We start from the raw sequence: 26,686 nt of genomic DNA, 5'->3' as shown, positions 1-26,686 counted from the left end.
GGCGTGTCTCTTGCGCGTGAGCGGAAGGAGGCATTGGATGGTACTCAGGGACGGAACGCTGCCCACCGCATGGTTGAGCAGCCGCAAAAACAGCGTACTGCGCTGCATTGAGCGTCTTTGTGCCGAAACTGCGTCCGAGCACCGCCGCGCGCAGCGCAGACTGCAGGAAGTGGAGGAAGCCATGGCTACCCAGAACCAGCCGGGATCGATCCTGCCGGGGCGGACGATGCAGACCGCTGTTCCGGTGTCCGGGGGGCAGTCTGCGCCTGCGGCTTCTGAAACAGAGCTGCTGCGCCGGAAACTGGCGGAGGCCAATGCGGAGATCCGCCGGTATGAGACTCGCCTGTTTGCCTACGAGCGTGCCATGCTGGACCTGCGCCGGGAGAACGCCGAGTTACAGGCGCTGTGTGAGCAGGCCCGGGCGGGCGAGACCCTGCCGGAGCCGACGCCTCAGCCCACCGTTCCGGTGCTGGAAAAGCCGGAGCTCCCGGTCATCCATTTCCCGGCCCCCGCGCGGGATGCCGGGGTGGCTCAGGGACCGCTTACCGGCGAGATCGAGACCCTGCTGGACACGGGCACCCCGGAATGGGAGCCCAAGACCAAGCTGGATCACCTCTCGGTGGACATCATCTCCCAGCTGGAACAGCTGATGGGAACTTAACAAAAAAGAAAAAGACCGATGCATTTGTCTCACGACAGTGCATCGGTCTTTTTTGATGCTTATTTTACCGCGCTGGTGCGGTGCTCCATGAGGTACGTTGCTTCCAGGTCAGCAATGTGGAGCTTGACGGCCAGAGGGTATTTATCGTAGGCCTCCGAGATGGCAAAGCAGCCGCCCCGGGCCGCGTCGTCAAAGCCGCCCATGTGCCAGCGGATGGCCACCGCTTCCTCCACTTTCAGTTTCATGAACCGCTCAATGAGGAAAACGCTCTTCTCGCCGTGGCCGTAAGGGAACAGATCCTCCACGCTGTAGGAGGGCACTTTTTCCCACTGGCCGGTCACGTCATTTTTCACGTTGCGGGTGCCGCGCTTGTAGTAGTTGGCCTTGCACAGGTCGTGCAGCAAGGCGCAGATGGCAAAGCTCTCCTCGCTGTCGCCCTCGGTGAAGAAGGTGTCATGGAGGGCGTGATAGACGTTGAGGCTGTGCATACACAGCCCGCCCTCACAGGCCCCGTGGAACCGGGTGGAGGCCGGAGCCGAGAAGAAATCGGTCTTGCTGTCCAGCCAGTCCAGCAGCTTCTCGCTGCCGGGGCGGGTGACATGCTGCTGGAAGATCTGCAAAAACTCCTCGCGGTCGCCCATCTTACAGCTCCATATCGTCCAGGATGCCCTTGAGGATGGCCAGCTCGTCGTGGCTCAGGGAAATGCCCTTGCCCATCCGGGTGCCGTCCGGGGACCAGTCACGGATATCATACTTGGGCTCGCCGTCGTTCCAGCTGATGAGGTTGAGCTGGCGCTCCCAGCCGCGGGGCCGCTGGGAGAGGACTGCCAGCTTCTGGACCACTTCGTATTTGATTTCTGCCATGGTAACATTACCTGCCTTTGTCTTTGTTTGCTACCATAATAAAAGAAGCGGCCGAAGATTTCAACTACTAAATTAAAAATAATTTGAAAATTGTTTCAGAACTTAGCCGTAGGGGGCGTCCTCCCGCCACTCCACCAGTGCTTCCACGCCGCTCTCGTCCTCATCCGGGGCCGGGTGGGCGGAGTGAGTGTGCTGGGCCGTGCCGAACAGCTGCTGGCCGTACTGGGCCATCACGCTGGTGGAAACATCGCCTTGTAAATAATCCTCAGCGTTTTTCTGGTAGCAGGCGGCAGGGGTGCCGTCCGTTACCTCGATGGAACTTCCCTTGGCAGGGGAGCTGTCCGCGCCAGAGCGCGGACGGAGAGGTTTTATTTCAAAATCAGGCAGATGCCCCAGCGGCGGGCTCACCTTGCTCGACGTGTTTCCAACGGAATGCTTGTGCTTCGACATAAAAACACCTCCGCGCATAGTTTGCGCAGAGGTGCCGCGATTATACGATGAGCTCTACCGTGCTCCCGCCGCTGCGGGCCTTGCGGACGACCACCTGATGGTCAACGCGATCCTTGAGAGCTCCTACATGGGAGATGATGCCCACCAGCCGGTCACCCTCGGTCAGGCCTGCCAGCACCCGGATCGCCTGTTCCAGCGAGTCCTCATCCAGGGAGCCAAAGCCCTCGTCGAGGAAAAGGGTGTCCAGCCGGATGCCGCCAGCGGCGCTCTGCACCTCGTCTGAAAGGCCCAGGGCCAGCGCCAGAGAGGCCTTGAAGCTCTCGCCGCCGGAAAGGGTCTTCACGCTGCGGCGGGTGCCGTTGTAGTGGTCGATGACGCCGAGGTCGAGGCCGGACTGGCTGCGCTGGTTCTCGGCCCCGATCCGTTCCAGCTCGTACTGGCCCGCCGTCATCTGCATCAGGCGGGTGTTGGCGTGGACGAGGATGCGGTCGAGGTAGTTCATCTGAATGTAGGCTTCCAGCCGGATCTTCTGTTTGCTGCTCAGGGTGCCGCCCGCCGTGGCGGAGAGGGCGCTGACCCACTGCCAGCGGTGTTCCAGCGCCGTGAGCCGGGCCGAGTGCTGGCGGTACTGGGCGGCTGCGTTCCGGTTGGGCACCAGCCGGGCGTTGAGGGCCTTTTCGGCGGCGGTCAGCTGGCTGCGGGCGGTCTGCAGCTCCGTTTGCCGGGCCTGCAATGCTGCCAGCTCCTGCGGGGGCAGCGTGTTTTCAGAAGTCTGCTGGGCCTCCAGTGTGCGGACGGTGGCCTCGGCAGCGGCCGCCGCTTGCTGGGCCTGCGCCGCCTGCACTTCCAATGCAGCGCGCTGGTCGGCCAATTGCTTGCGCTGGGCTTCCAGCTGGGTGCGGCGTTTCGTCTGGGCAGCATTTTCAGTCTGCTGTGTGTGCAGAGCGTCCAGTGCCCGGTGCAGGGCGGTATGCTCCTCGGCTAATGCGGTCTTGAGCAGGCCCACCGTCAGCGGCACCGGCCCCTCCGGAGAGGTGAACCGCTCCGGCAACAGGGCCTCGGCGTCCTGCCGCAGGCGGGCGCGGCCCTCCTGCTCCCGGGTCAGGGCGGCGCGGGCGGCAGCACTGGCCTCCTGCGCGGCGGCGTCTGCCTCAGTGGCGGCGCGCTTGGCCGCGTTTACCTGCGTCTGTGTGGGGGCCGTGCGGGGGAGCAGGGCTTTGGCCGGGTGGTGGGTGCTGCCGCAGACCGGGCAGGGCGTGCCCTCTTCCAGCGTCTGGGCCAGCAGGCCCGCCTGTGCGTCCAGAAACGCCCGTTCCAGCCCATCCCGGGCGGTGTGTGTCTCGGTCTGGCGGGCGGCTGCCTGCCGGTACTGCTCCTGTGCCGTCTTGGCGGCGGCAGCGCGGCGCTGACAGTCGGTGAGGCTCTGTTCCAGTTTGCGGAGCGTTTCCCCGCGCTGAGCAAGACGGGAGGCGTCGGCTTCCAGCTCCACCCGGCGGGTATCCGTGTCGGCCAGCCCGGCCAGTGCCGTTTCGGTTTCGGCCAGGCGGGTGGTCAGCTCGTCCAGCGTTTTGCGGCGTGCCGCGGCCCGGGCGGCCTCTAAGAGAGCTGTTTCCTGCGCTTTAGCCCGTTTGGCGGCCAGCTCCTGCTGCAGTTTCTGTGCCTGCTGGGCCCGGCCAAGGGTCTGCTGCAGGGCGTCCAGAGCCGCTTCTTTTTCGGCCCGCTGGGCGGCAAGCCGGGTCAGCTCCGTCTCCTGCCGGGCCAGCAGATCGTCCAACAGGGCCAGTACGGCGTCCGGTAAGAGCTGTGCTTCCGGCTGGCGCAGGGCGTCCAATGCTTCGGCGTCCGGGTCCTCGGGCGGATATGAGACGCCGGATAAGATCTGTCCGATCCGCACTTTCTGAGCCGCGCGCTGGGCCGTGAGAGTGGAAGCCTCCGCCTGCAGCGCTTCCTGCAATTTCTGGTACCGCTGGGTGCGGAACAGTTTGCGGAAAATGCGGCTCCGCTCCTCGGTAGAGGCATTCAGCAGCCGGGTGAACTGCCCCTGCGCGATCATGGCGATCTGCGAGAACTGGCTGTAATCCAGCCCGATGATGTCGATGACGGCGGCTGTCACCTCTTTGGCTTTCGTAACGGGCGGGCGGCCATCGGCATAGGTGAGGGTGGCGTCCGCTTTCTCGGTGGTAAAACCCTCGCCCCGGGCCTTGGGGCGGAGATATTCCGGGTTCCGCCGCACGGTATACCGCTGGCCGTTCACCTCAAATTCCAGCTCCACAAAGGTGGGTGTTTTGGGGTCGGCGTATTTACTGCGGAGCATGGCCCCCTCTCGCACGCCGCCGCTGGAGTGGTCGTAGAGGGCGTAGGTGATGGCGTCAAAGAGGGTGGTCTTGCCCGCCCCGGTGTCCCCCGTGACGAGGTACAGGCCACCCCGGCCCAGCTGCTCCAGCGGGAGAGTGGTCTCGGCGGCATAGGGCCCAAAGGCCGAAAGGGTCAGTTTCAAAGGCCTCATGCGTCGTCCTCTCCTTTCCAGATGGATTCAATGAGCTGCTGGCAGAATGCGGCCTGCTCCTCGCTCAGGGGCTGGTTATTCTGCAATTGATAAAAAGCTGCAAAGTGTTCCAGCGGGGTCTGCTGCTCGGCCCGGGCCGGGCCCTCCACGGTCTGCTGTTCCCGGGTGCGGCGGTTGTCGTAATCCAGTCGCATGAGATTGGGATAGAGGACCCGCAGCCGGGCCAGCGCGTCCGGGAGATCCTGCTCATCGGTCAGGGTGATGTGGAGGTAATCGTCCGTGGCGGTGCCCTCGTAGGCCCGGCGGTCCGTCAGCTCCATGTAGCTGCCCCGCAGCTCCCGCAGGTCGTGCAGCGGGGTGAGGGGTTCCGTGGTGATGGAGACGCTGCCCTTGGGGCCCAGCTCCACAAAGGTGACACTCTTTTGCTGCCCTGCCTCGGAGAAGGAATACTTGAGGGGCGTGCCGCAGTAGCGCACGGTGTCCCGCCCCACGTTCTGAGGGCTGTGGAGGTGGCCCAGGGCCACATAATCAAAGCCCTCGAACAGGGAAACGTCCACACTGTCCAGCCCGCCCACCGAGGGCTCCTCGCTCTCGCAGACAGCGGCCCCGGCCACGAACTGGTGGGCCACCAGCAGGCTGCGGTGAGCCGGGTCCCGTTTGCAGCGGCGCAGGACACAGCCCAGCGCGTCGGAGTAGCTCTGGGTACTTTCAGCGGGTTCCTCCGGCCAGACATGCCGGACGGTGGCAGGCTTCAAAAACGGGAGCAGGTAGATGTCCACCGGGCCGTATTCGTCGGCGAGGGGGATGGGCTCCGGGGCCCCGGTGAACACCGGGCTCATGTATACCCGGCTCTCCGCCAGCAGGTGGGAGCCAAACGCGATGCGGTCGGCGGAATCGTGGTTGCCGCTGATGGCGAACACCGGAAGCTTCCGCTCGGCCAGCGCGGTGAGGAACCAGTCCAGCAGGCGGACGGCCTCGGCGGGGGGCACGGGCTTATCGTAAAGGTCGCCCGCCAGCAGCACGGCGTCCACGGGGTGGGTGTCCAGCAGCGACAGAATCTGCTCGAGGATATAGCGCTGGTCGTCCAGCATGGAAAACTCACAGACCCGCTTGCCGAGGTGGAGGTCCGAGAGGTGAAGAAAGCGCATGGGATGCACCGCCTTTTTGTAAGAGATTGCCTTTATTATAGCATAAAGAAAAGAGCATGTCCTCTTTTTGGAAGACATGCTCTTTGGACCGGTGATTTCAGGCTCAGGTCTCCACGCCCTCGAACTGGCTGTTGTACAGGGTGGCGTAAAAGCCGCCCTGAGCCAGCAGCTCGTCGTGATTGCCCTGCTCCACGATGTGGCCGTCTTTCATCACAAGGATGACATCGGCCTCGCGGATGGTGGAGAGGCGGTGGGCCACGATGAAACTGGTGCGGCCCCGCATCATCCGGGCAAAGGCGGCCTGGATGCGCACCTCGGTACGGGTATCAATGGAGGAGGTGGCCTCGTCCAGAATCAGCATGGGGGGCAGGCAGAGCATGACACGGGCGATGCAGAGCAGCTGCTTCTGGCCCTGGCTGATGTTGCCGCCGTCCTCGGCGATGACCGTGTTGTAGCCCTCCGGCAGGCGGCGGATAAAGCTGTCGGCATGGGCAGCCTTGGCCGCGGCGATGATCTCTTCGTCGGTGGCGTCGGGCTTGCCGTAAGCGATGTTCTCCCGCACGGTACCGGCCCGGAGCCAGGTGTCCTGCAGTACCATGCCGTAGCTGCCCCGCAGGGAGGCACGGGTCACATCCCGGATGTCGGTGCCGGAGACGGTGATGGAGCCACCGTTGACATCATAGAACCGCATGAGCAGGTTGATGAGGGTGGTCTTGCCGCAGCCGGTGGGGCCCACGATGGCAATGCGCTGGCCGGGCTTGACGTCCAGGTTCAGCCCCTCGATGAGGGGGCGGTCCGGCAGGTAGCGGAACGAGACATCGTGCAGCACCACATGGCCGTCCGGCTGGAGCGCGGCAGCGTTTTCGGCCTCGGGGATCTGGTCGTCTGCATCCAGCAGCTCAAACACACGGGCCGCGCAGGCCAGGGCGTTCTGCAGCTCGGTGACGACGCCGGAGATCTCGTTGAACGGCTTGGTGTACTGGTTGGCGTAGCTGAGGAAGATGCTCAGCTGGCCGATGGTGATGCCGCCTGCCACGGCGTAGATGGCACCCACCAGGCCCACGCCGGCGTAGACGATGTTGTTGACAAAGCGGGTGGCGGGGTTGGTCATGCTGGAGAAGAAGATGGCCTTGAGGCTCACGTCCTGTAAACGACCGTTCACTTCGTCAAAGGCTTCCAGGCTCTCGGCCTCGTGGCCAAAGGCCTGTACCACTTTCTGGCCCTCGATCATCTCGTTGACCAGAGCGGTCTGCTCACCGCGGACGGTGCTCTGGCCCTGGAAATACTTGTAGCTGCGCTTGGCGAGGAAACTTGCCACGACGAGGCTCAACGGGGTGACACAGACCACCACCAGCGTGATGGGCACGTTCTGGGACAGCATGAACAGCAGGGTGCCCAGAATGGTCAGCACGCCCGAGAACAGCTGGGTGAAGCCCATGAGCAGGCCGTCGGCAAAGGTGTCCACATCGGCTACCATCCGGCTGACGATGTCGCCGGAGGGGTGGCTGTCGAGGTAGGAGAGGGGCAGGGTCTGGATCTTGCGCATGGCCTCGTTGCGGAGGTCGCGGCTGACGGAGAACGTGATGCGGTTGTTGCAGACACTGAGCAGCCACTGCGCAAAGGCGGCGGCCACGGCCACCACGAGGATCTCCACGACGATGTTCAGGACGGCGGAAAGGTTCACGCTGCCCTTGCCCAGCATAAAGTCGATGGCATTGCCGCAGAGGATGGGGATATACAGCTGGGCGGCCACGCTCACGGCGGCCACTACCAGGCTGCACACCACAAACAGGCTGTAGGGTTTGATCTTATGCAGGACACGGCGCAGCGTGGCATTGCGCTGTTCCGGGGTCAGCTTACTTTTTGCTTTTGCACTCATTGCCGCGCATCTCCTTTCTTGAACTGGCTGGCGTAGATCTCTTCATACACAGGGCAGGAGGCCAGCAGCTCGGCATGGGTGCCAAGGCCTGCCAGATGGCCGTCGTCCAGCACCAGGATCTGATCAGCGTGCTGCAGGCTGGCGGCGCGCTGGCTGACGATGAAGACGGTCATGCTGCCGGGCAGGGCGGCCAGTGCCTTGCGCAGGGCGGCATCCGTGGCGTAGTCCAGGGCGCTGGCACTGTCGTCCAAAATCAGGATATCCGGCTTGCTGACCAGCGCGCGGGCGATGGTCAGGCGCTGCTTCTGGCCGCCGGACAGGTTGCGGCCGCCCTGCTCCACGGGCTCGTCCAGCCCAAGGGGCTTCGAGTGGACGAACTCGGCGGCCTGCGCCGTTTCCAGCGCGGCCCAAAGGTCTGCATCCGAGGCGTTTTGATTGCCCCACAGCAGGTTGGAGCGGATGGTGCCGCCAAAGAGCTGGGCCTTCTGCATGACGACGCTCACCTTGCCGCGCAGCTCCTCGCGGGGGTAATTCTGCACCGGGTGGCCAAAGATCTCCACGCTGCCCTCGGTGGCATCGTAAAAGCGGGGGATGAGGCTGACGAGGCTGGATTTGCCGCTGCCCGTGCCACCGATGACGCCGATGGTCTGGCCCTTTTCCGCCGTGAAGCTGATGTCGGTCAGGCTGGGTGCACCGGCCCCCGCATAGGTCAGGCCCACATGGTCGAACCGGACGGCGTCGTTCTGCTTCTCGGCGGGCACCTCACCCGGTACCTCTTGCGGGAACTGCATCCCGGGCTTGGTGGCCAGCACGGCCTGCACACGGCCCGCGCAGGCCAGTGCCTTGCTCACCTGCACGATGAGGTTGGCCAGCTTGACAAGCTCCACAAGGATCTGGTTCATGTAGTTCACCAGTGCGATGACGTCGCCGGAGGCCATGTCGCCCACATGGATCTGCACACTGCCCACATACAGCAGCGCCACGATGGCCAGGTTGATGATGACATAGGTCAGCGGGTTCATCAGGGCGGAGATGTGGCCCACATGGAGCTGCATTTTGGTCAGCAGGGCGTTGGCGTCCTCAAAGCGGTTCACCTCGGTCTGCTCCTTATCAAAGGCGCGGACGACGCGCGCGCCCGTCAGGTTCTCACGGGTCAGGCCCAGCACCCGGTCCAGCCGGGTCTGCACGGTCTTGTACAGCGGGCGGGTGACCACCATAACACCAAAGACCACCACGCTCAACAGTGGGATGGCCACCACAAAGATCAGCGCGGCCCGCACATTGACGGTGAACGCCATGATCATGGCACCAAACACCACAAACGGGCTGCGGAGGAACAGGCGGAGGAAGAGGTTCAGGCCGCTCTGCACCTGGTTCAGGTCGCTGGTCATCCGGGTGATGAGGGTGCTGGTGCCCAGGGTATCCATCTCGGTAAAGCTCAGGGTCTGGATATGCGCGAACAGCGCATGGCGCAGGGCGGTGGAGTAACCCACCGAGGCCTTGGCCGAGAAGTACTGGGCGGTAAGGCTGCAGGCGAGGCCGATGATGGCCAGCAGCAGCAAAATACCGCACCGCATAAGAATATAATGGAAGTCGTGCGCTGCAATGCCCACATTGACGATGTCTGCCATAACCAGCGGGACAAACAGGTCAAAGGAGGCTTCCAGCATCTTGAACAGCGGCGCAAGCACGCATTCGCGCTTGTAGCCGTTCAGATAGTTTAGCATTTTGTTCAAGGCGATACGCTCCTTTTTGGATGAGATTTTGGAGGAAACATTCCTTATTATAACGCGCATATTATAAAATTGCTATGGATTTGACAAATAAACCCTGCTATACTATAAAATGATTTTATTTGGGAAGAACGGTGAGAGCAATGGCAAACGAAAACGGGGCGCGGCTGCGGTTCCGCCCGGCGGGCAGTGCGGCCCGGCAGCATGGCGCGCCGGAGTATGGCCCGCTGGGCACAGGCTGCCCGGCTGTGGAACAGGCGGTGACGGCACTGTATAAGGCCCAGAACGAGGAGAGCTTCTGGACACTGATGAACGCGCTGAATTACGCGCTGGAGCTGGATACCCGGGTTCTGGTGCCGCTGCAGGCCGCGCCGGACTCGGAGAAAGGGGGCGCCTCCTGGGCAGAACACCCGGTCCCGGCGGAAAAAGCGCGGGACCTGCCCCTGTGGACCCTGCGCACCCAGAAAGGCAAAAACTACCTGCCCATCTTCACCTCCGTGAAAACGGCGGAGGCCGACCAAGGCACGGCGGCCCGTCCCATGGCGGAGCTGCTGCTGGTGGACGCCATGCAGAAAGTGCTGGACAGCAAGGAGATGGACGGGATCGTGCTGGACCCGTGGACGACCTCGGCCACGCTGGATGCCAGCCTGCTCAACGGCCTGCTCCACGCCAGCCGGGACACCGATGAGCCCGGCGAGGAAGAGCTGCACAAGGGCAGCCAGGCTGCTCTGGCCGGGCAGTGGGCCGACGCGCTCCACTACTACGAGCAGGCAGCCGAACAGGGCCGAGCCGAAGCACTTTCCATGCTGGGAGAGCTGCTGTATGAGGGCAAGGGCGTCCGCCGCAGCGCGGTGCAGGCCCGCCGGATGTGGAAAAAGGCCGCCGAGGCCGGGGATGTGCTGGCCATGATCGCCCTGGGCGACGACTGCATGGCCTCTGGCAAGGGGCCGGGGGCGGCGCTCCGGTATTACCGGCAGGCGCAGACGGCGGCCCGCCCCACGCCGGATATCGCCTACATGCCGCAGGTGCGGCTCCGGATGGCCCAATACGAGACACAGTACCTCTCCCGGCCCCGGGCGCTGGCCGAGATGGCCGAGGCAAAGCAGGGGTTCAAAATTCGGCTGGGCGAGGGAGACTCCGCCGCGGAGCAGTGGCTGCAGGAGACGGAAGACGCCATCCGCAGGCTGCTGGGCGACGAAAAGCGGTAAACACAGTTTCTTTACATTTGCTCTAAGAAATTGTCATACGGAACCGGTAAGATAAACATGGAAAAATACACGCGCTGCAAAAGCAGAGAGGACGACGAAAATGAGCAAAGTGATCGGAATTGACCTGGGTACCACCAACTCCTGTGTGGCAGTGGTCGAGGGCGGCAAGCCCGTTGTCATTGCCAACGCGGAGGGCGAGCGGACCACTCCCAGCGTGGTAGCCTTTACCAAGGATGGCGAGCGGCTGGTGGGCGGCGCGGCCAAGCGCCAGATCGCCACCAACTCCGGGCGCACCATCTCCAGCATCAAGCGCCACATGGGCTCCGATTACCGGGTGCACATCGACGGCAAGGACCTGACTCCGCAGGAGATCAGCGCCATGATCCTGACCAAGATCCGCCGGGACGCCGAGAGCTATCTGGGCGAGCCGGTGACGGAAGCCGTCATCACGGTGCCCGCCTACTTTGACGACAGCCAGCGCAAGGCCACCCAGGACGCCGGCCGCATCGCGGGCCTGAACGTCCTGCGCATCATCAACGAGCCCACGGCGGCGGCTGTGGCTTACGGCCTGGACAACGAAGCGCCCCAGAAAATCCTCGTCTACGACCTGGGCGGCGGCACGTTTGACGTCTCCATCATTGAGATTGAAGACGGCACGTTCACGGTGCTGGCCACCGGCGGCGACACCCACCTGGGCGGCGACGACTTTGACGAGCGCATTGTGGAATACGCCGTGGCCGAGTTCAAGAAATCCGACCGCATCGACCTGACCCGGGACCCTGCCGCCATGGGCCGGTTGAAAGAAGAGGCCGAAAAGGCCAAAAAAGAGCTTTCCAGCGCCCCGGCGGCCCAGCTCAACCTGCCGTTCATCGCGGTGGGCAAGGACGGGCCCCATCATCTGGACATCTCCATCACCCGGCCTCAGTTTGAGATGATGACGGGAGACCTGCTCTCCCGCACCGTCCAGCCGGTGCAGAACGCCCTGCGGGACGCCGGCATCTCCGCCAGCCAGCTGGGCAAAGTGCTTCTGGTGGGCGGCAGCACCCGGATGCCCGCCGTGGAGCGGCAGGTGAAAGAGCTGCTGGGCAAGGAGCCCAGCCACAGCCTCAATCCGGATGAGTGCGTTGCCATGGGTGCCGCCGTACAGGGCGGCCTGCTGCAGGGCGGCGGCAAGCTGGCCGGTGCCACCGGCGCGGCGGCTCAGGGCCTTGTGCTGATGGACGTGACCCCGCTGACCCTCTCCATTGAGACGCTGGGCGGCGTGGCCACCCCCCTCATCACCCGCAACAGCATGATCCCCACCCGCAAGAGCCAGATCTTTACCACGGCCCGCCCCATGCAGACCAGTGTGGAGATCAACGTGCTGCAGGGCGAGCGCCACTTTGCACGGGACAACAAATCGCTGGGCAAATTCAAACTCACCGGCATCCGGGCCGGCTTCTCCTCCAAGCCTCAGATCGAGGTCACGTTCGACATCGATGTCAACGGCGTGGTCAAGGTCTCGGCGAAAGACCTGGGCACTGGCCGGGAGCAGAACATCACCATCACGGGCAGCACCAACCTCTCGGAAAACGAGATCCAGCGCGCCATGGCCGATGCCGCCGCTTACGAGGCGGAGGACAGCCGCCGGAAAGAGCGGCTGGACCTGCACAACCAGGCCGAGGTGCTGGCCTATAAGGTAGACGAGGCCCTTTCCAAGTGCAAGAAAGAGCTGGATAAGGACGAGAAGAACCGGGTCAAAGCGGACCTGGCCAACCTCCGCCGCTGCCTGCGGAAAGATAAGCCCGAAAAGATGAATGAGACCGAAGAGGCGGCGCTCCGGCAGGCCAAGAGCCAGCTGGAAGCCAGTGCCAACCACCTGATGGTGCTCTACACCAGCCAGACTGAGCAAGACGCCTCCGGCAATGACACCGCGGGCAGTGTATAAAACAGAGAAGATATGAAACAGTTCCGAAGATTTCTGTGGGCGCTGCTGCTCATTGGGATGGCCATTGCCATCTATTCCAGTGCAGTGGGCGAGACCGCGCCGGAAAAGATCAACTGGGGCGGTGCGGAGCCTGCCGCAGGCAGCTGGGCCCGTACCGCGGACGCCATGGAGTTCTCCTGCCCCCATGGACGCGGCGAGGGACGAACCTACCATCCTCCTCCGCTCCGCATGGCAGAAGTATCAGGTCCTTGTGGACGGGAATGTCGTTTATACGGCTTCCAGTGAGCGGAACGGCGCGTTCCATCTGTTCCGGCTGCCGCCGGGGCAGGAGCTGACAGTGCGCTTCCTGGACTGCGCTCCCGGCAGTGATGCAGAGAGTGCCGTCCTGCAATCCCAGGTGTATTTTGGCAGCCGGAGCGGCATCCAGTGGATGATCCTGCGGGAGAACCTGTATGCCGTGCTGTTCAGCGGTTTTGCGCTGGTACTGGGCATTGCCTGCCTGCTGGCAGCCTACTGTATGCAGCGCCAGCATTTCGGCAATTTATACGGCAGCGTTTGCAGTCTGGGCGCCTACATCCTGCTGGCCGGGGTCTGGGTGCTGACCGATTCTAAAATTCTGCTGCTGGTAAGCCAGAAAGCGGGTTTGGTGGGGCTGATCTCCTATCTTTCGTTCTACGCGCTCCACCTGCCGCTGTTGCAGTTTACCATAGGAGTTCTGCCCGAAAAACGGCGGATGCTGGAAATCCTGCAGGCGTTCTATTCCGGGCTGCTGCTGCTCCTGATGGCAAACTTTATCTTGAGCCTGCCTTACCTGAATGTGCTGGTCATGGCGGAACATCTGCTCATGACGGTGACCATCGCCCTGATTTTGCACCACGGGTTCCGGGAGATGCGCCGTGGCAAAAACAAGGCGCTGGGCCGTGTCATGGCCGGATATGTGCTGTTTGCCGTATGCAGCATTTTGGCGATCACAATTTACTATCTGGACAGCTCACTTCCATATTCCCCGGTGTATATGCTGGGCATCTTCGGGTTCATCCTGCTGCTGGCTGAGACGGCCGGGCAGCGCGTTCTGGAACAAATCAATGAGAACGCCAACATGGCCGTGTACGCAAAACTGGCGTATCGGGATGTGCTGACGGGCCTTGGCAACCGGGCTGCCTTTGTCCGGGAGACTCAGGAGACCAAACAGTCTGCCGCTCCGTTTGGCTACATCATGGTGGATGTGAACGACCTGAAAAAGGTGAACGACACCCTCGGCCACCCCAAAGGCGACGCCCTCATCAACCGGGTGGCGCAGTGCCTGCAGCGGGCGGCGGCAGAAAAAGGAAACTGCTACCGCATTGGCGGTGATGAGTTTGTGGTCAGCCTGAATGGGAGCCGGGAAGCTTTGCTGGCCTGCGCCGACCGCATCCGGGAAGAGATCGCGGCGGCGGACGCGGGGAGCGAGTTCCCCGTCTCGGCAGCGCTGGGCCTTGCCTGGAGCGAGGACCAGCCTGACCCGATTCCCGCACAGGTGTTCCGGCAGGCGGATGACGCCATGTATGCGGATAAAAAGCGGATGAAAGCCAGCCGCGAGGCATAATGGGAAGAAAGAATCAGAACCGAAAAATCCCCCGACAGCTGTCGGGGGATTTCCGCGTCTAAAGGGGAAAGATGCTCAGCCCATGGTCACGGTTACTTCCACCGTGGTGCCGGGAGAGGCAATGGGCAAACGATTGCTTTCCAGCGGTTTGCCGTCATAGACCACGGCGGCGACGCCTTTCTGGACCGCGCTCGGGTTCTCCACCCGGATGTGGTAGGTGGCACCCCGGTAGCGGCGGGTGACGGTATAACCCTTGAGGGTGTGGGGGATGCAGGGGTCGATCTTGAGGCCGTCCAGCGTGGGTTGGATGCCAAGGAGATACTGGCTCACATTGAAGAACGTCCAGGCGGCCGTGCCGGTCAGCCAGCTGTTCTTCGCCTCGCCAAAGGTGGGGGCGTCTTTCCCGGCCACCATCTGGCTGTAGACATAGGGCTCCGTGCGATGAATTTCCGAAATGTCCTCGATGTAGGCGGGACAGGTCTTGCGGTAAACCTCAAAGGCCCGGTCGCCGTGGCCCAGCACCGCCTCAGCGCAGCTGATCCAGGGGTTGTTGTGGCAGAAGATGCCGGCGTTTTCTTTGTATCCCGGAGGATAGCTGGAAATTTCGCCCAGGTTGAGGCGGTAGGTGGTGTAGGCGGGCTGCAGCAGCAGGACACCGTACTTGGTGTCCAACCGCTCCTCCACGCTCTTCAAAGCCTGCGCGGCCTGTCCGGTCTCCTTGCCGATGCCGGCCATGACGCACATGCCCTGCGGCTCAATAAAGATCTGGCCCTCGTCGCACTCCTTGCTGCCCACAGGCTGGCCAAAGGCATCGTAAGCGCGGCGGAACCATTCGCCGTCCCAGCCGGCGGTCAGGGCGGCCTGCTCCACCCGCGCGATGGACTCCCGTGCAGCGGCGGCCTCGTCGGCAAGGCCGCGGTGGCCGCACAGGTCAGCATACTCTTTGCCGTACTTGACGAACATACCAGCGATGAAGACGCTCTCGGCCACGGGGCCCTCGCTGGGGCCGGTGATCTGGAAGCTCTCGCCCGGGTGCTCCGAGAAGCAGTTCAGGTTGAGGCAGTCGTTCCAGTCGGCCCGGCCGATGAGGGGCAGGCCGTGGGGGCCAAGATGGGTGCAGGTGTACTGGAAACTGCGGCGCAGGTGCTCCATCAGGGGCTGCGCCTTGCTTTCGTCATTGTCAAAGGCCACGGACTCATCCAGAACGCTCCAGTCGCCCGTCTCACGCAGATAAGCGGCGGTGCCGGCAATGAGCCAGAGCGGGTCATCGTTGAAGCCGGAGCCCACGTCCCGGTTGCCCTTTTTGGTCAGGGGCTGGTACTGGTGGTAGGCGCTGCCGTCCTCAAACTGGGTGGCGGCAATGTCCAGGATACGGCCCCGGGCACGGGTGGGGATCATGTGCACAAAGCCAAGCAGGTCCTGGCAGCTGTCCCGGAAGCCCATGCCGCGGCCAATGCCGCTCTCGTAATAGCTGGCGCTGCGGCTCATGTTGAACGTGACCATGCACTGGTACTGGTTCCAGATGCTGACCATCCGGTCCAGCTTCTCCTCGCCGGAGTCCAGCTGCCAGCCGGAGAGCAGATCTGTCCAATAATCGGTCAACACCCGGCGGGCCTCATCCACCTGGGCATCGGTGGCGTAGCGGGCCATCATGGCCCGGGCGCGGGTCTTGTTGATGATGCCGGGAGCAACAAATTTCTCCTCCTGCGGGTTTTCGATGTAGCCCAGGCCAAAGATGATGCTCTTTTTTTCACCGGCAGCCAGGGTGATGTGGAAATGGTGGGCACCCACCGGGGCCCAGCCGTGGGCCATGCTGTTGGAGCAATGCCCGGCCAGCACGGCCTCCGGGGCGGCGGGGCCGCCGTAGACACCGCAGAACGCGTCCCGGCTGGTGTCAAAGCTGGTGACGGGGGTGTTGGCCCAGAACACGGCATAGTGGTCGCGGCGCTCCCGGTATTCGGTCTTATGATAAATGGCGCTGCCCTCTACCTCTACTTCACCGGTGGAGAAGTTGCGCTGGAAGTTGGAGCTGTCGTCCATGGCATCCCACAGGCAAAACTCCACATAGCTGAACACATCCAGCGTGCGGGGGGCGGCCGTCTTATTTTCCAGAGTCAAGCGGTCGATCTCACAGGCGTCGCCCCGGGGGACGAAGACTTCCTGCGTGGCAGCAATGCCGTTTTTCTCGCCCTCAAAAATGGAGTAGCCCAGGCCGTGGCGGCAGGTGTAGTGATCCAGCGCCGTCTTGGCGGGCTGCCAGCCGGGGTTCCAGACAGTACCGCCATCGTTGATATAGATGCGGTGGCCGTCCATATCCTGCGGGGAGTTGTTGTAGCGGTAGCGGGTGATGCGGCGGAGCCGGGCATCCCGGTAAAAGCTGTAGCCGCCCGCCGTGTTGGAGATCAGGCTGAAAAAGTCCTCACTGCCCAGGTAGTTGATCCAGGGCAGCGGGGTCTTTGGGGTATCAATGACATACTCCCGGCGTTCATCATCAAAGTGACCAAACTTCATAGACGATTCCTCCTTTTGAAAGGCAGTCCATAAATAGAACAAGGGGTGAAAGGCTCACATTTGCGAAAACGATTTAGAACGCCGGGAGAAACGTTCTCTTCGCCCTAAGCATAGTCGAATCAGACGCAAAATGCAAGAGGCTTTATGAAATATACAACAGCGGCGGACCGGGAAGCGGCACAGAATGCAGCTGTAACGATTTTGTAATAAATGACGAAGTTGTAGCAAATTTGATCAAACCAAGCAGGATGCTCAACCGAAACACAAAAATTTTACGCAAGAAAAGTGCTGCCTGGCCGGGAAACCACGCAAGCCGAAAACCCATTTTATAAGTAATATTAGAAACCGCCCTCCGGAACGAAAACAAGAACGAAAAAATGTTCGGAAATGAACGAAACTGACCGAAAATGGAACGGGATGCACAATTCCGAGAGCTGTAAATCACGCAAACTGCTGAAAAGAGGTAAATGATACTAAAAGTTTTGCTTTGATTCTTGATTTTTAGGCTGAATTGCGCTATTATGAGGTTACGAAAACGATTTAGGCTTCCTGCAAAGCCGAACCTTGAAAAAGTTCCTCGGGAGGAGGACGACCCAAATGTCATCCCTGAAAGATCTGGCACGGGAGTGCGGAGTCTCGGTCGCCACCGTGAGCAAGGCGCTCAACGGCCAGCACGATATCTCCGATGCCACCCGGGCCCGCGTCCGTGAAGCAGCCGAGCGGCTGGGCTATGTGCCCAACATGGCGGCCCGCTCCATGAAGACCAACCGTACTTATAACCTCGGCGTTCTGTTTGTGGACGAACGCCAGAGCGGCCTGGGCCACGAATATTTCTCCGCCGTGCTGGACAGTTTCAAAGTCCGGGTGGAGCGGCTGGGCTACGATATCACTTTTATCAACCGCAACCTGGGCGGCAAAACGATGACCTACCTGGAGCACTGCCATTACCGCGGTGTGGACGGCGTGGTGATCGCCTGTGTGGACTTCTACGACCCCCAGGTGGTGGAGCTGGTCAACAGCGATGTCCCTGTGGTCACCATCGATCATGTGTTCAACAACCGGATGGCGATCCTTTCCGATAACGTAAACGGTTTACAGGCACTGGTGCGCTGCGCTTACGCCAATGGCCACCGGAGGATCGCGTTCATCCACGGCGAACGGACCGCCGTGACCGAGAACCGCCTGGCCGGTTTTTACAAGACCTGCGCCGAGCTGGGGCTCGAGATCCCGGATGCTTATGTGCGGGAGGGCGTTTACCACGACGCGGACCGCTGTGCGGAGGAGACAAAATTCCTGCTGTCGCTTCCGCAGCGGCCCACCTGCATCCTCTTCCCCGATGATTTCTCCGCGCTGGGCGGCTACAACGCCATTGCGGAGGCGGGGCTGAGCATCCCGGACGATATCTCGGTGATGGGCTACGATGGCATCTACCTCTCGCGGGTGGTCAAGCCCGAGCTGGTGACCTACCAGCAGGACACCACCATGCTGGGCCGGACGGCAGCCGACAAGCTGATCCAGATGGTCGAGCATCCCCGCATCACCCTGGCGGAACAGGTGCTGGTGACCGGCAAACTGCTGACAGGCCGCTCCGTCAAACACATTTAACGTTGTCCCTGTAAGCTTTGGGCGTTCCGAAGCTTTGAAAAAATCTCAGAAAATGGAATCCAAACCATAAGAAACCGTTGAAGGAGGTTTACTCTTATGAAAAAGATCTCTCGTCGTAATTTCCTGCTCGCTTCCGGCGCTGTTACCATTTCGGCTGCCCTGACTGCATGTGGCGGTTCTTCTTCCAGCACGGCTCCCGCTTCCAGTGCTGCTCCCGCTTCTTCCGCGGCTGCTTCCGAGGCTCCTGCCGCCGGCGGCAAGGTCCTGAACATCTGGTGCTGGAACGATGAGTTCCAGAGCCGTTTCAACGATTATTACCCCGAGGTCAAGGAGATCGCGGCCGATAAGTCCACCACCACCCTGAACGACGGCACCGTCGTCAAGTGGACCATCAACGCCAACGAGAACAACAACTACCAGAACAAGCTGGATGAGGCCCTGCTGAGCCAGGATTCCGCTGCCGATGACGATAAGATCGACATCTTCCTGATCGAGGCTGACTACGCCCTGAAGTATGTGGATTCCGATTATGTTCTGGACGTCAAGGCAGACATCGGCCTGACCGACTCTGACCTGGCCGGCCAGTACCAGTACACCAAGGACATCGTCACCGTCGATGGCAGCCAGCGCGGCACCACCTGGCAGGCGACCCCGGGCTTGTTTGCATACCGCCGCAGCATTGCCAAGGATGTGCTGGGCACCGATGACCCCACCGAAGTGCAGACCTACCTGTCCGACTGGGATAAGTTCAACGATGTGGCCGCACAGGCTGCTGCCAAGGGCTACAAGATGCTCTCCGGTTTTGACGATGCTTACCGTACGTTCTCCAACAACGTGGCAGCTCCCTGGGTGGACGGCACCACCGTCAAGGTAGACCCCAACATCATGAAGTGGGTGGACCAGACCAAGGAGTACACCGATAAGGGCTACAACAACAAGTCCAGCCTGTGGGACAGCCAGTGGGCAGCCGACCAGGGCCCCACCGGTAAGGTCTTCGGCTTCTTCTACTCCACCTGGGGCATCAACTTCACCCTGCTGGGCAACTCTCTGGAGACCCCTGTGGCCGAGGGCGGCAAGGAAGAAGTGGGCAACGGCATCTACGGCGATTACGCTGTGTGCGAAGGCCCTCAGCCCTACTACTGGGGCGGCACCTGGATCTGCGGCGCGGCCGGCAGCGATAACATTGAGACCATCAAGGACGTCATGCAGAAGCTGACCTGCGACGAAGCCATCATGAAGCAGATCACCATGGATACCCAGGACTACACCAACAACGAAAAGGCCATGGAAGAGATCGCGGCCAGCGATTACAGCTCCGCGTTCCTGGGCGGCCAGAACCATATTGCCCTGTTTGCTGAGGCAGCCAAGAAGATCGATATGTCCAACGCCGGCCCGTATGACCAGGGCCTGAACGAGAGCTTCCAGAATGCATTCAAGGATTACTTCACCGGCAACGTGGATGAGGACACCGCAAAGGCAAACTTTGAGACCGCCATCAAGGAGAAGTACCCCGAGTTGACCGATGTGGTCTGGCCGGCATAACCAACGCACGACTTCGGCAGGCAAAACTGAATCGAGGGGGCGGGCAGAGCGCCCGCCCCTTTTTGCCTGTAACCATCGTCAGGAGGGCAGTCTCATGGGAGAAAAAACAAAAAAGAAAGGGTCGATCAGCTACGCGAAGTGGGGCTACATCTTCATTGCACCGTTTTTCATCATCTTCGCGGTCTTTCAGCTGATCCCCCTGGGCTCCACCATTTATTACAGCTTTTTTGAGTATTACCGCAGCGGCCTGAAGATCATCGGCCCCAGCTTTGTGGGCCTGAAAAACTACATCACCCTGTTTACCACCGATCTTCCCAAGTACTTTGGCAACACCATCCTGCTGTGGATCATCGGCTTTATCCCGCAGATCGCCGTTTCGCTGCTGCTGGCAGCCTGGTTCACCGACCTGCGCCTCAAGCTGAAAGGCCAGACGTTCTTCAAGACGGTCATCTACATGCCCAACCTGATCATGGCTTCGGCATTCGCCATGCTGTTCTTCGCGCTGTTCTCAGACAACGGCCCGGTCAACGCGGTGCTGATGAGCATGGGCACCATCTCGGAGCCCATCAGTTTCCTGAACACGGTCTGGGGCAACCGGGCGCTCATCGGCCTGATGAACTTCCTGATGTGGTTCGGCAACACCACCATCATGCTGATGGCCGCCATCATGGGTGTGGACCCCACCCTGTATGAGGCAGCCGAGCTGGATGGCTGCACCCCGAACCAGATGTTCTGGAAGATCACGATTCCCCTCATCCGGCCCATCCTCGTGTATGTGATGATCACCTCGATGATCGGCGGTCTGCAGATGTTTGACGTGCCGCAGATCCTGACCAACGGCAAGGGCGGCCCGGACCGCACTTCCACCACCATGATCATGTACCTGAACAACCATCTGTTCAGCAAGAACTATGGCATGGCCGGTGCCGTCTCGGTGGTGCTGTTCCTCGTCTGCGCGGTGCTCTGCGTGGTGGTCTATTTCTCCCTCACCAAGGAGGATGACGGTCTGACCAAAGCCCAGCGCAAACAGCTCAAGCAAGCCCAAAAGGCAGCGAAAGGAGGAAAGTGAATATGGCACACACTCCACGGAATGAATCCGAAAAAGCCACCCTTGCGGCACGCCGCGCGTGGTGCTACCTGGTATTAGTCTTCTTCAGCTTCCTGTGCCTGTTCTTCTTCTACATTCTGGTCATCAACTCCACCCGTACCCACTTCGAGATCCAGAAAGGCTTCTCCCTGCTGCCGGGCAAATCGTTGGTGACGAACTTTAAAAACGTGCTGGCCGATGCCAACATCCCGGTGTTGACGGGTATTCGCAACAGCCTCATCGTTTCGGCCTGCTCGGCGGCTTTCAGCGTCTACTTTTCGGCTCTGACGGCCTACGGCATCTACGCCTACAACTTCAAATTCAAGAAAGCGGCGTTCGCCATCATCCTGCTCATCATGACCATGCCGACGCAGGTGTCGGCGCTGGGCTTCCTCCAGCTCATCACCAAGATGGGGTTGAAGAACAGCTTCATTCCGCTGATCGTGCCCAGCATTGCGGCCCCGGCAGTCTTCTTCTTCATGAAGCAGTATCTGGACGCCAGCCTCCCCATGGAGATCGTGGAAGCCGCCCGCATGGACGGCGCGGGCGAGTTCTACACGTTTAACAAGATCGTGCTCCCCATCATGAAGCCCGCTCTGGCAGTGCAGGCCATCTTCTCGTTCGTGGCCAGCTGGAACAACTACTTCATCCCCGCTCTGGTGCTGGACAGCGCCGATAAAAAGACCCTGCCCATCCTCATTGCACAGCTCCGCAGTGCTGATTTCCTCAAGTTTGATATGGGCAAGGTGTATATGATGGTGGCCATCGCCATCCTGCCCGTCATCATCGTCTACCTGCTGCTCTCCAAGTTCATCGTCCGCGGTGTGGCTTTGGGAGGAGTGAAAGGCTAAAATTGTGACCGCGGCCAGTGGCCGAAACAGGGAACAATTTTTGGCACCGCAAGAGGGGAAAACCAGATCCTTTGGTTCTCCTGATATCATCACGACAAAGAACCCCCTCCACAGGGCAAACCTGCGGAGGGGGTTCTCTCTCTTAATACAAAATCAAATGGACTCAGCGGCCGATGAGGAGGTCGCGGCGGCTGCGGCCCTTGACGGTGAGACAGGCGCGGGAACCGATGTGGCGGAGCACCACCTTGTCATTGGCGCTGTAGCCATCGCACAGCAGGGTCAGGTTGAGGGTGGTGGAGGTCTTGTTGGTCTGCAGCACCACGGTGCTCACACCATTGTTCATCAGGGTCTGCATGTCCAGGATGGTGGCGCGGAACGTGGCCACATTCTCGGGAAAGTCCAGCGTCAGCACACTGCCCTCCTGCCGGGCGGTGTAGAGCACCTGCTTGCCCAGCAGGCCCTTGACGGTGTAGTGGGCCTGCGCCTTTTCCACCTGCGTGTCCGAGGGCAGGGGAGTGTCCAGGTCACCGGCAGAGATCAGCATGATGTTGCCCTGAATGGGGTTGCCCTCCGGGGCAGCATAGCCGCCGTAGTTGGGGTCCACCTCGCCCACAGCGACATCCGCGCTGTGGAGGGCAATATCGTCCTGTACCATGACTTCCTGCGGGGGCATGTAACCGGCGACGACACCATCGTCCTCAGCTGCGAAAGCACCGGTAGCCAGGGTGGCGGCGGTGGCCAGCACCAGGGCGGCGGCAGCGGTCTTGCGGGCAAACTTCTTGTTCAGCAGTCTCATAGGAATTTCCTCCTGTTTTTGTTTCAAGTAGCAGTGAGTGGGGCGTTGAAAGCGGAGTTGGGGGACTGCGCTTTTTGGTGCTGCAAAGGCATCCCAAAATCGCCCCGTCTGTACTGAATACGAATCAGGCGGTGAGATTATTGCGGAAAATTATTCTTTTATTTTTTCTTCGGCGGGAGCAGCGGATTCGTCCTCCCGGTTGAGGATGTTCATGAACTCCTCGCCGGTGATGGTCTCTTTTTCGTAGAGGTACTTTGCCAGCTCATCCAGCTTGGCTCGGTTGTCGGTCAGAATCTGGATCGCCTTGGCGTGTTCTGCCTTGACCAGCTCCACCACTTTCTGGTCGATCTCCCGCTGGGTCTGGGCCGAGCAGGCCAGCGAGGAATCGCCGCCCAGATACTGATTGGTAACGGTCTCCAGAGCTACCATGTCAAAGTCCTTGCTCATGCCGTAGCGGGTGATCATGGCACGGGCCAGCTTGGTGGCCTGCTCGATATCGTTGGAAGCACCGGTGGTGACGGAACCGAAGACCACTTCCTCGGCAGCGCGGCCGCCGGTGAGGGTGGCGATCTTGTTTTCCAGCTCCTCTTTGCTCATGAGATAATGGTTGCCCTCATCCACCTGCATGGTGTAGCCCAGCGCACCCGAGGTGCGGGGGATAATGGTGATCTTCTGCACCGGGGCGGAGTGGTTCTGCAGGGCTGCCACCAGGGCATGGCCGATCTCGTGGTAAGCCACGATGCACTTTTCGTGGTCGGTGAGGATGGAATTCTTCTTCTGATAGCCGGCAATGACCACCTCGATGCTCTCTTCCAGGTCGGCCTCGGTCACGCTCTTGCGGCCCGCGCGGACCGCCCGCAGGGCAGCTTCGTTGACGATGTTGGCCAGCTCCGCGCCGGAAGCGCCGGAGGCCATCCGGGCCACAGTGTTGAAATCCACGCCCGGGGCCAGTGCGATCTTTTTGGCGTGGACTTTCAGGATCTCCTCGCGGCCCTTGAGGTCGGGCAGCTCCACGGGCACCCGGCGGTCAAAGCGGCCGGGGCGGGTGAGGGCCGGGTCCAGCGACTCCGGGCGGTTGGTGGCGGCCAGAATGATGACGCCGTTGTTGTTCTCAAAGCCATCCATCTCGGTCAGCAGCTGGTTCAGGGTCTGCTCCCGCTCGTCGTTGCCGCCGTACTGGCCGCTGTTGCGCTTCTGGCCAATGGCGTCGATCTCATCAATGAAGACGATGCAGGGGGCTTTCTCCTTGGCCTGCTTGAACAGGTCACGGACTTTGGAAGCGCCCATGCCCACGAACATTTCCACGAACTCGGAGCCGGACATGGAGAAGAACGGCACGTTGGATTCGCCGGCCACAGCCTTGGCCAGCATGGTCTTGCCGGTGCCCGGAGGGCCCACCAGCAGGATGCCCTTGGGCATGGAAGCGCCGATCTCCTTATACTTGCTGGGGTCGTGCAGGTAATCCACGATCTCCTGCAGGTTCTCCTTGGCTTCGTCCTCGCCCGCCACATCGGCAAAGCGGATGCCGTGGGTGGATTGGACGTAGACCTTGGCGTTGGATTTGCCCATGCCGCCAAACATCATGGAGCCCGGGCCGCCGCCCGCCTTATCCATCAGCTTTTTGTTCATGTAGTTGCCCAGTGCCACAAAGATGACGATGGGCAGCACGAAGCTGGCGAGGAAGCTCAGCAGGGGAGAGGCCTGCTCCACGATCTCGCTGGAGAACTGGGCCCCGGCGTCGTACAGGCGCTCGGTCAGGTTGGGGTCACTCATAAGGCCGGTCTTATACACCTGCGTGTTCTCTTTATCGGTAAATAAGATCTGGTTGGATTCAATGTCCACCCGGCCGATGTTTTTCTCTTCTGTCATGGACATGAAAGTGCCGTAGTCCACTTCTTTGATCTGCCGCTCACTTGCCCACGGCACGACGACAAAGTTGAGGACCAGCAGGATCACCAGCACGATGGCGTAGTAGATGGCCAATGGCTTTTTGGGTGTCTTGACTTCTTTCATCTTGATTCCTCCCTCGGTTTGGATCTGTAAATATCATAGCACAGCCCCAATCAAGGTGACAGGGGTTTGAGGGCATGTTTCCAAAAACTTAGCAGAAACTTCATAAATCAATTCTGCAAAATTGTGCCGCATGATTTGTGAATTTGTTTCATCTTGGCTATGAAGCAAACTGCTTGACAGACCCCGGAAAGGATGTTAAACTAAGCTCACTTTGAATCAAGCGCAAATGCGTTGACGGGGAAAAAACGATTTTCTTCTGCGTGCAGAGAGCTGCCGGGCGGTGCAAGGCAGTGCGGAGGGTCTCGGTTACTGGCCCCTGAGCGGCAGGGCTGAAGCAGACAGTAGGCCCTGACGGATGCCCACCGTTACGCGGGCAGCGATTCGCCCCAAAAAGCCGATCGTGTCGAGTGGCTGTGTTGTGCAACACGGCAAAGAGAGTGGTACCACGGGTGCCCTGTAACAGAATTTACAGGCTCTCGTCTCTCAAGGGCTTCGTCCTTTGAGAGGCGGGAGCCTTTTCGTTTCCTCTCGTTGGCTCCCCTGATCGGGGAGCTGGACGTGCCAGAGCGCGGACGGAGAGGTTTTGTTGGAAATAAAAAGAGTGTGTCAAAAAGATCAGGAGGACAAAAACATGATGGACGCTACCAAGTACGCACCGGGTTATTACCCGGTCCCTGCCGGATATGACAGCTGGGTCAAGAAAGACCACATTGAAAAGGCACCGGCCTGGTGCAGCGTGGACCTGCGCGACGGCAACCAGGCGTTGATCGTGCCCATGAGCCTGGAGGAAAAGCTGGAGTTCTTCCAGATGCTGGTCAAGATCGGTTTTAAAGAGATCGAAGTCGGCTTCCCCGCTGCCAGCGATACCGAGTATGAGTTCCTGCGGACCCTGATCGAGAAGAACATGATCCCCGAGGATGTCACGGTGCAGGTGCTGACCCAGTGCCGCGACCACATCATCCGCAAGACCTTTGAGGCTGTCAAGGGTGCCCCCCGGGCCGTTATCCACTTCTATAATTCCACCTCCGTGGCGCAGCGGGAGCAGGTGTTCCACAAGAGCAAGGAGGAGATCAAGAAGATCGCCACCGACGGTGCCAAGCTGGTCAAGCAGCTCAGCCAGGAGTACGAGGGCAACTTCCTCTTCGAGTACAGCCCTGAGAGCTTCACCGGCACCGAGGTGGATTACGCTGTGGAGGTCTGCAACGCCGTGCTGGACATCATGGAGCCCACGCCCGACCGCCCCATGATCATCAACCTGCCCGTCACCGTTGAGATGAGCATGCCCCATGTTTACGCAAATCAGATCGAGTATTGCGATAAACACCTCTCTCACCGCGACAGCGTCATCATCTCCACCCACCCCCACAATGACCGCGGTACCGGCGTGGCCTGCGCCGAGCTGGCGGTGCTGGCAGGTGCCCAGCGCGTGGAGTGCTGCCTGTTCGGCAATGGCGAGCGCACCGGCAACGTGGATGCCGTGACCCTGGCCATGAACCTGTACAGCCATGGTGTGGACCCCAAGCTGGACTTCTCCAACATGCCGGAGATCTGCGACACTTATGAGCGCATGACCCGGATGCATATTTATGAGCGAACCCCCTACGCCGGTCAGCTGGTGTTTGCGGCGTTTTCCGGCAGCCACCAGGACGCCATCGCCAAGGGCATGGCTTACCGCAAAGAGCGCGGCGAGCACCGCTGGACCTGCCCCTATATCCCCATCGACCCCCACGATATCGGCCGTACCTATGACGCCGACGTCATCCGGATCAACAGCCAGAGCGGCAAGGGCGGCATCGGCTTTGTGCTGGAGCAGAACTACGGCTACAACCTGCCCCCCAAGATGCGCGAGGCTCTGGGCTACAAGGTCAAGAGCGTGTCCGACCACAGCCACAAGGAGCTGAGTGCAGGCGAGGTGCTCCACATCTTCGAGGAGAACTACCTCAACCGGGTCAAGCCGCTGTCTGTGGTGGAAGCCCACTTCGCACAGGTCAACGGCATTACCGCCACCGTCACGCTGGACCTCAACGGCCAGCGCAAGGTCATCACCTCGGTGGGCAATGGCCGTCTGGACGCCGTGGCAAACGCCATCCAGAGCGCCACCGGCATGGACTTCCATCTGGAGACCTACTCCGAGCACAGCCTGGATGAGGGCTCTACCTCCCGCGCTGCTTCCTATGTCGGCCTGATGTGGGGCGACAACACCGTCACCTGGGGCGCTGGCACCGATACCGACATTATCGTGGCGGGCATCAAGGCACTGGTCAGTGCCATCAACAGCAAGTAAGTGAACGATAGACCCTAAAGATAAAAGGAGAGAGTA

At 60.9% G+C, this 26,686-nt stretch carries 20 protein-coding genes and 1 other annotated feature; of the genes, 10 read left to right on the top strand and 10 right to left on the bottom strand.

Annotated elements, in window-relative coordinates; genetic code table 11:
• The first annotated feature begins 37 nt into the window (after positions 1-37).
• Positions 38-661: a hypothetical protein gene (locus C4N22_RS11020; protein WP_112149006.1), complete on the top strand. Its 624-nt coding sequence runs from the start codon at positions 38-40 to the stop codon at positions 659-661.
• A gap of 59 nt (positions 662-720) precedes the next feature.
• Here C4N22_RS11020 and C4N22_RS11015 read toward each other — a convergent pair whose 3' ends face one another.
• The 7 genes from C4N22_RS11015 to C4N22_RS10985 form a co-directional block, all read right to left on the bottom strand.
• Positions 721-1,302, bottom strand: coding sequence for a hydrolase (locus tag C4N22_RS11015; RefSeq protein WP_112149005.1), 582 nt, complete (start codon positions 1,300-1,302; stop codon positions 721-723).
• 1 nt (position 1,303) lies between these two features.
• Positions 1,304-1,525: a YdbC family protein gene (locus C4N22_RS11010; protein ID WP_022256407.1), complete on the bottom strand. Its 222-nt coding sequence runs from the start codon at positions 1,523-1,525 to the stop codon at positions 1,304-1,306.
• Between the two features lie 102 nt (positions 1,526-1,627).
• The gene (locus C4N22_RS11005) at positions 1,628-1,975 is read right to left on the bottom strand and encodes a hypothetical protein (RefSeq protein WP_112149004.1); all 348 of its coding nucleotides are present in this window, start codon (positions 1,973-1,975) and stop codon (positions 1,628-1,630) included.
• A gap of 40 nt (positions 1,976-2,015) precedes the next feature.
• Positions 2,016-4,481, bottom strand: coding sequence for an AAA family ATPase (locus C4N22_RS11000; protein WP_112149003.1), 2,466 nt, complete (start codon positions 4,479-4,481; stop codon positions 2,016-2,018).
• The gene (locus C4N22_RS10995; protein ID WP_112149002.1) at positions 4,478-5,629 is read right to left on the bottom strand and encodes an exonuclease SbcCD subunit D; all 1,152 of its coding nucleotides are present in this window, start codon (positions 5,627-5,629) and stop codon (positions 4,478-4,480) included. Before C4N22_RS10995 ends, C4N22_RS11000 begins: the two co-directional genes overlap by 4 nt.
• A 103-nt stretch (positions 5,630-5,732) precedes the next feature.
• On the bottom strand, positions 5,733-7,508 hold the full coding sequence (locus tag C4N22_RS10990; protein ID WP_112149001.1) for an ABC transporter ATP-binding protein: 1,776 nt from the start codon (positions 7,506-7,508) through the stop codon (positions 5,733-5,735).
• On the bottom strand, positions 7,505-9,244 hold the full coding sequence (locus C4N22_RS10985; RefSeq protein ID WP_347476109.1) for an ABC transporter ATP-binding protein: 1,740 nt from the start codon (positions 9,242-9,244) through the stop codon (positions 7,505-7,507). Before C4N22_RS10985 ends, C4N22_RS10990 begins: the two co-directional genes overlap by 4 nt.
• A gap of 140 nt (positions 9,245-9,384) precedes the next feature.
• On the opposite strand from C4N22_RS10985, the gene C4N22_RS10980 reads away from it, so the two are divergent.
• The 4 genes from C4N22_RS10980 (at position 9,385) to C4N22_RS10970 (ending at position 13,961) form a co-directional block, all read left to right on the top strand.
• Positions 9,385-10,449, top strand: coding sequence for an SseB family protein (locus tag C4N22_RS10980; RefSeq protein WP_112149000.1), 1,065 nt, complete (start codon positions 9,385-9,387; stop codon positions 10,447-10,449).
• A gap of 100 nt (positions 10,450-10,549) precedes the next feature.
• Entirely contained in the window at positions 10,550-12,376 is a 1,827-nt protein-coding gene (gene dnaK, locus C4N22_RS10975) for a molecular chaperone DnaK (RefSeq protein WP_112148999.1), read from the top strand.
• Positions 12,377-12,388: 12 nt separating this feature from the next.
• Positions 12,389-12,661: a hypothetical protein gene (locus C4N22_RS12950; RefSeq protein WP_181567209.1), complete on the top strand. Its 273-nt coding sequence runs from the start codon at positions 12,389-12,391 to the stop codon at positions 12,659-12,661.
• Positions 12,561-13,961, top strand: a complete 1,401-nt coding sequence (locus tag C4N22_RS10970) for a sensor domain-containing diguanylate cyclase (RefSeq protein WP_112148998.1) — start codon at positions 12,561-12,563, stop codon at positions 13,959-13,961. The genes C4N22_RS12950 and C4N22_RS10970 overlap by 101 nt, the downstream gene beginning before the upstream one ends.
• Before the next feature lie 75 nt (positions 13,962-14,036).
• On the opposite strand, the gene C4N22_RS10965 is transcribed toward C4N22_RS10970, so the two are convergent.
• Complete coding sequence (locus tag C4N22_RS10965) at positions 14,037-16,472, bottom strand: GH36-type glycosyl hydrolase domain-containing protein (RefSeq protein ID WP_112148997.1); 2,436 nt, start codon at positions 16,470-16,472, stop codon at positions 14,037-14,039.
• 597 nt (positions 16,473-17,069) lie between these two features.
• Here C4N22_RS10965 and C4N22_RS10960 point away from each other — a divergent pair.
• The 4 genes from C4N22_RS10960 (at position 17,070) to C4N22_RS10945 (ending at position 21,557) form a co-directional block, all read left to right on the top strand.
• Positions 17,070-18,077, top strand: coding sequence for a LacI family DNA-binding transcriptional regulator (locus C4N22_RS10960; protein WP_022256397.1), 1,008 nt, complete (start codon positions 17,070-17,072; stop codon positions 18,075-18,077).
• 96 nt (positions 18,078-18,173) lie between these two features.
• Positions 18,174-19,619 (top strand): twin-arginine translocation signal domain-containing protein, encoded by a 1,446-nt coding sequence (locus C4N22_RS10955; RefSeq protein ID WP_112148996.1) that lies wholly within the window; start codon positions 18,174-18,176, stop codon positions 19,617-19,619.
• A gap of 94 nt (positions 19,620-19,713) precedes the next feature.
• Positions 19,714-20,688 carry a carbohydrate ABC transporter permease gene (locus C4N22_RS10950; RefSeq protein ID WP_112116382.1) on the top strand — a complete coding sequence of 325 codons (975 nt, stop codon included), beginning with the start codon at positions 19,714-19,716 and terminating at the stop codon, positions 20,686-20,688.
• A 2-nt stretch (positions 20,689-20,690) separates the two neighbouring features.
• Positions 20,691-21,557, top strand: coding sequence for a carbohydrate ABC transporter permease (locus C4N22_RS10945; RefSeq protein ID WP_112148995.1), 867 nt, complete (start codon positions 20,691-20,693; stop codon positions 21,555-21,557).
• Between the two features lie 163 nt (positions 21,558-21,720).
• Here the strand turns inward: C4N22_RS10945 and C4N22_RS10940 are convergent, their stop codons facing one another.
• Both C4N22_RS10940 and ftsH read right to left on the bottom strand, forming a co-directional pair.
• Positions 21,721-22,353 carry a transcriptional regulator, IclR family protein gene (locus tag C4N22_RS10940; RefSeq protein ID WP_112148994.1) on the bottom strand — a complete coding sequence of 211 codons (633 nt, stop codon included), beginning with the start codon at positions 22,351-22,353 and terminating at the stop codon, positions 21,721-21,723.
• A 150-nt stretch (positions 22,354-22,503) separates the two neighbouring features.
• Complete coding sequence (gene ftsH / locus C4N22_RS10935; RefSeq protein WP_112148993.1) at positions 22,504-24,366, bottom strand: ATP-dependent zinc metalloprotease FtsH; 1,863 nt, start codon at positions 24,364-24,366, stop codon at positions 22,504-22,506.
• Positions 24,367-24,588: 222 nt separating this feature from the next.
• Positions 24,589-24,853, top strand: a binding site (T-box leader).
• Between the two features lie 144 nt (positions 24,854-24,997).
• On the opposite strand from ftsH, the gene C4N22_RS10930 reads away from it, so the two are divergent.
• Complete coding sequence (locus C4N22_RS10930) at positions 24,998-26,650, top strand: 2-isopropylmalate synthase (protein WP_112116373.1); 1,653 nt, start codon at positions 24,998-25,000, stop codon at positions 26,648-26,650.
• Positions 26,651-26,686: the final 36 nt, after the last annotated feature.

The organism is Faecalibacterium prausnitzii (genome assembly GCF_003287495.1).
Lineage (GTDB): Bacteria > Bacillota > Clostridia > Oscillospirales > Ruminococcaceae > Faecalibacterium > Faecalibacterium prausnitzii_I.
Note: the sequence above shows the minus strand (reverse complement) of the source record. Positions and strands in the feature narration are given on the sequence as shown.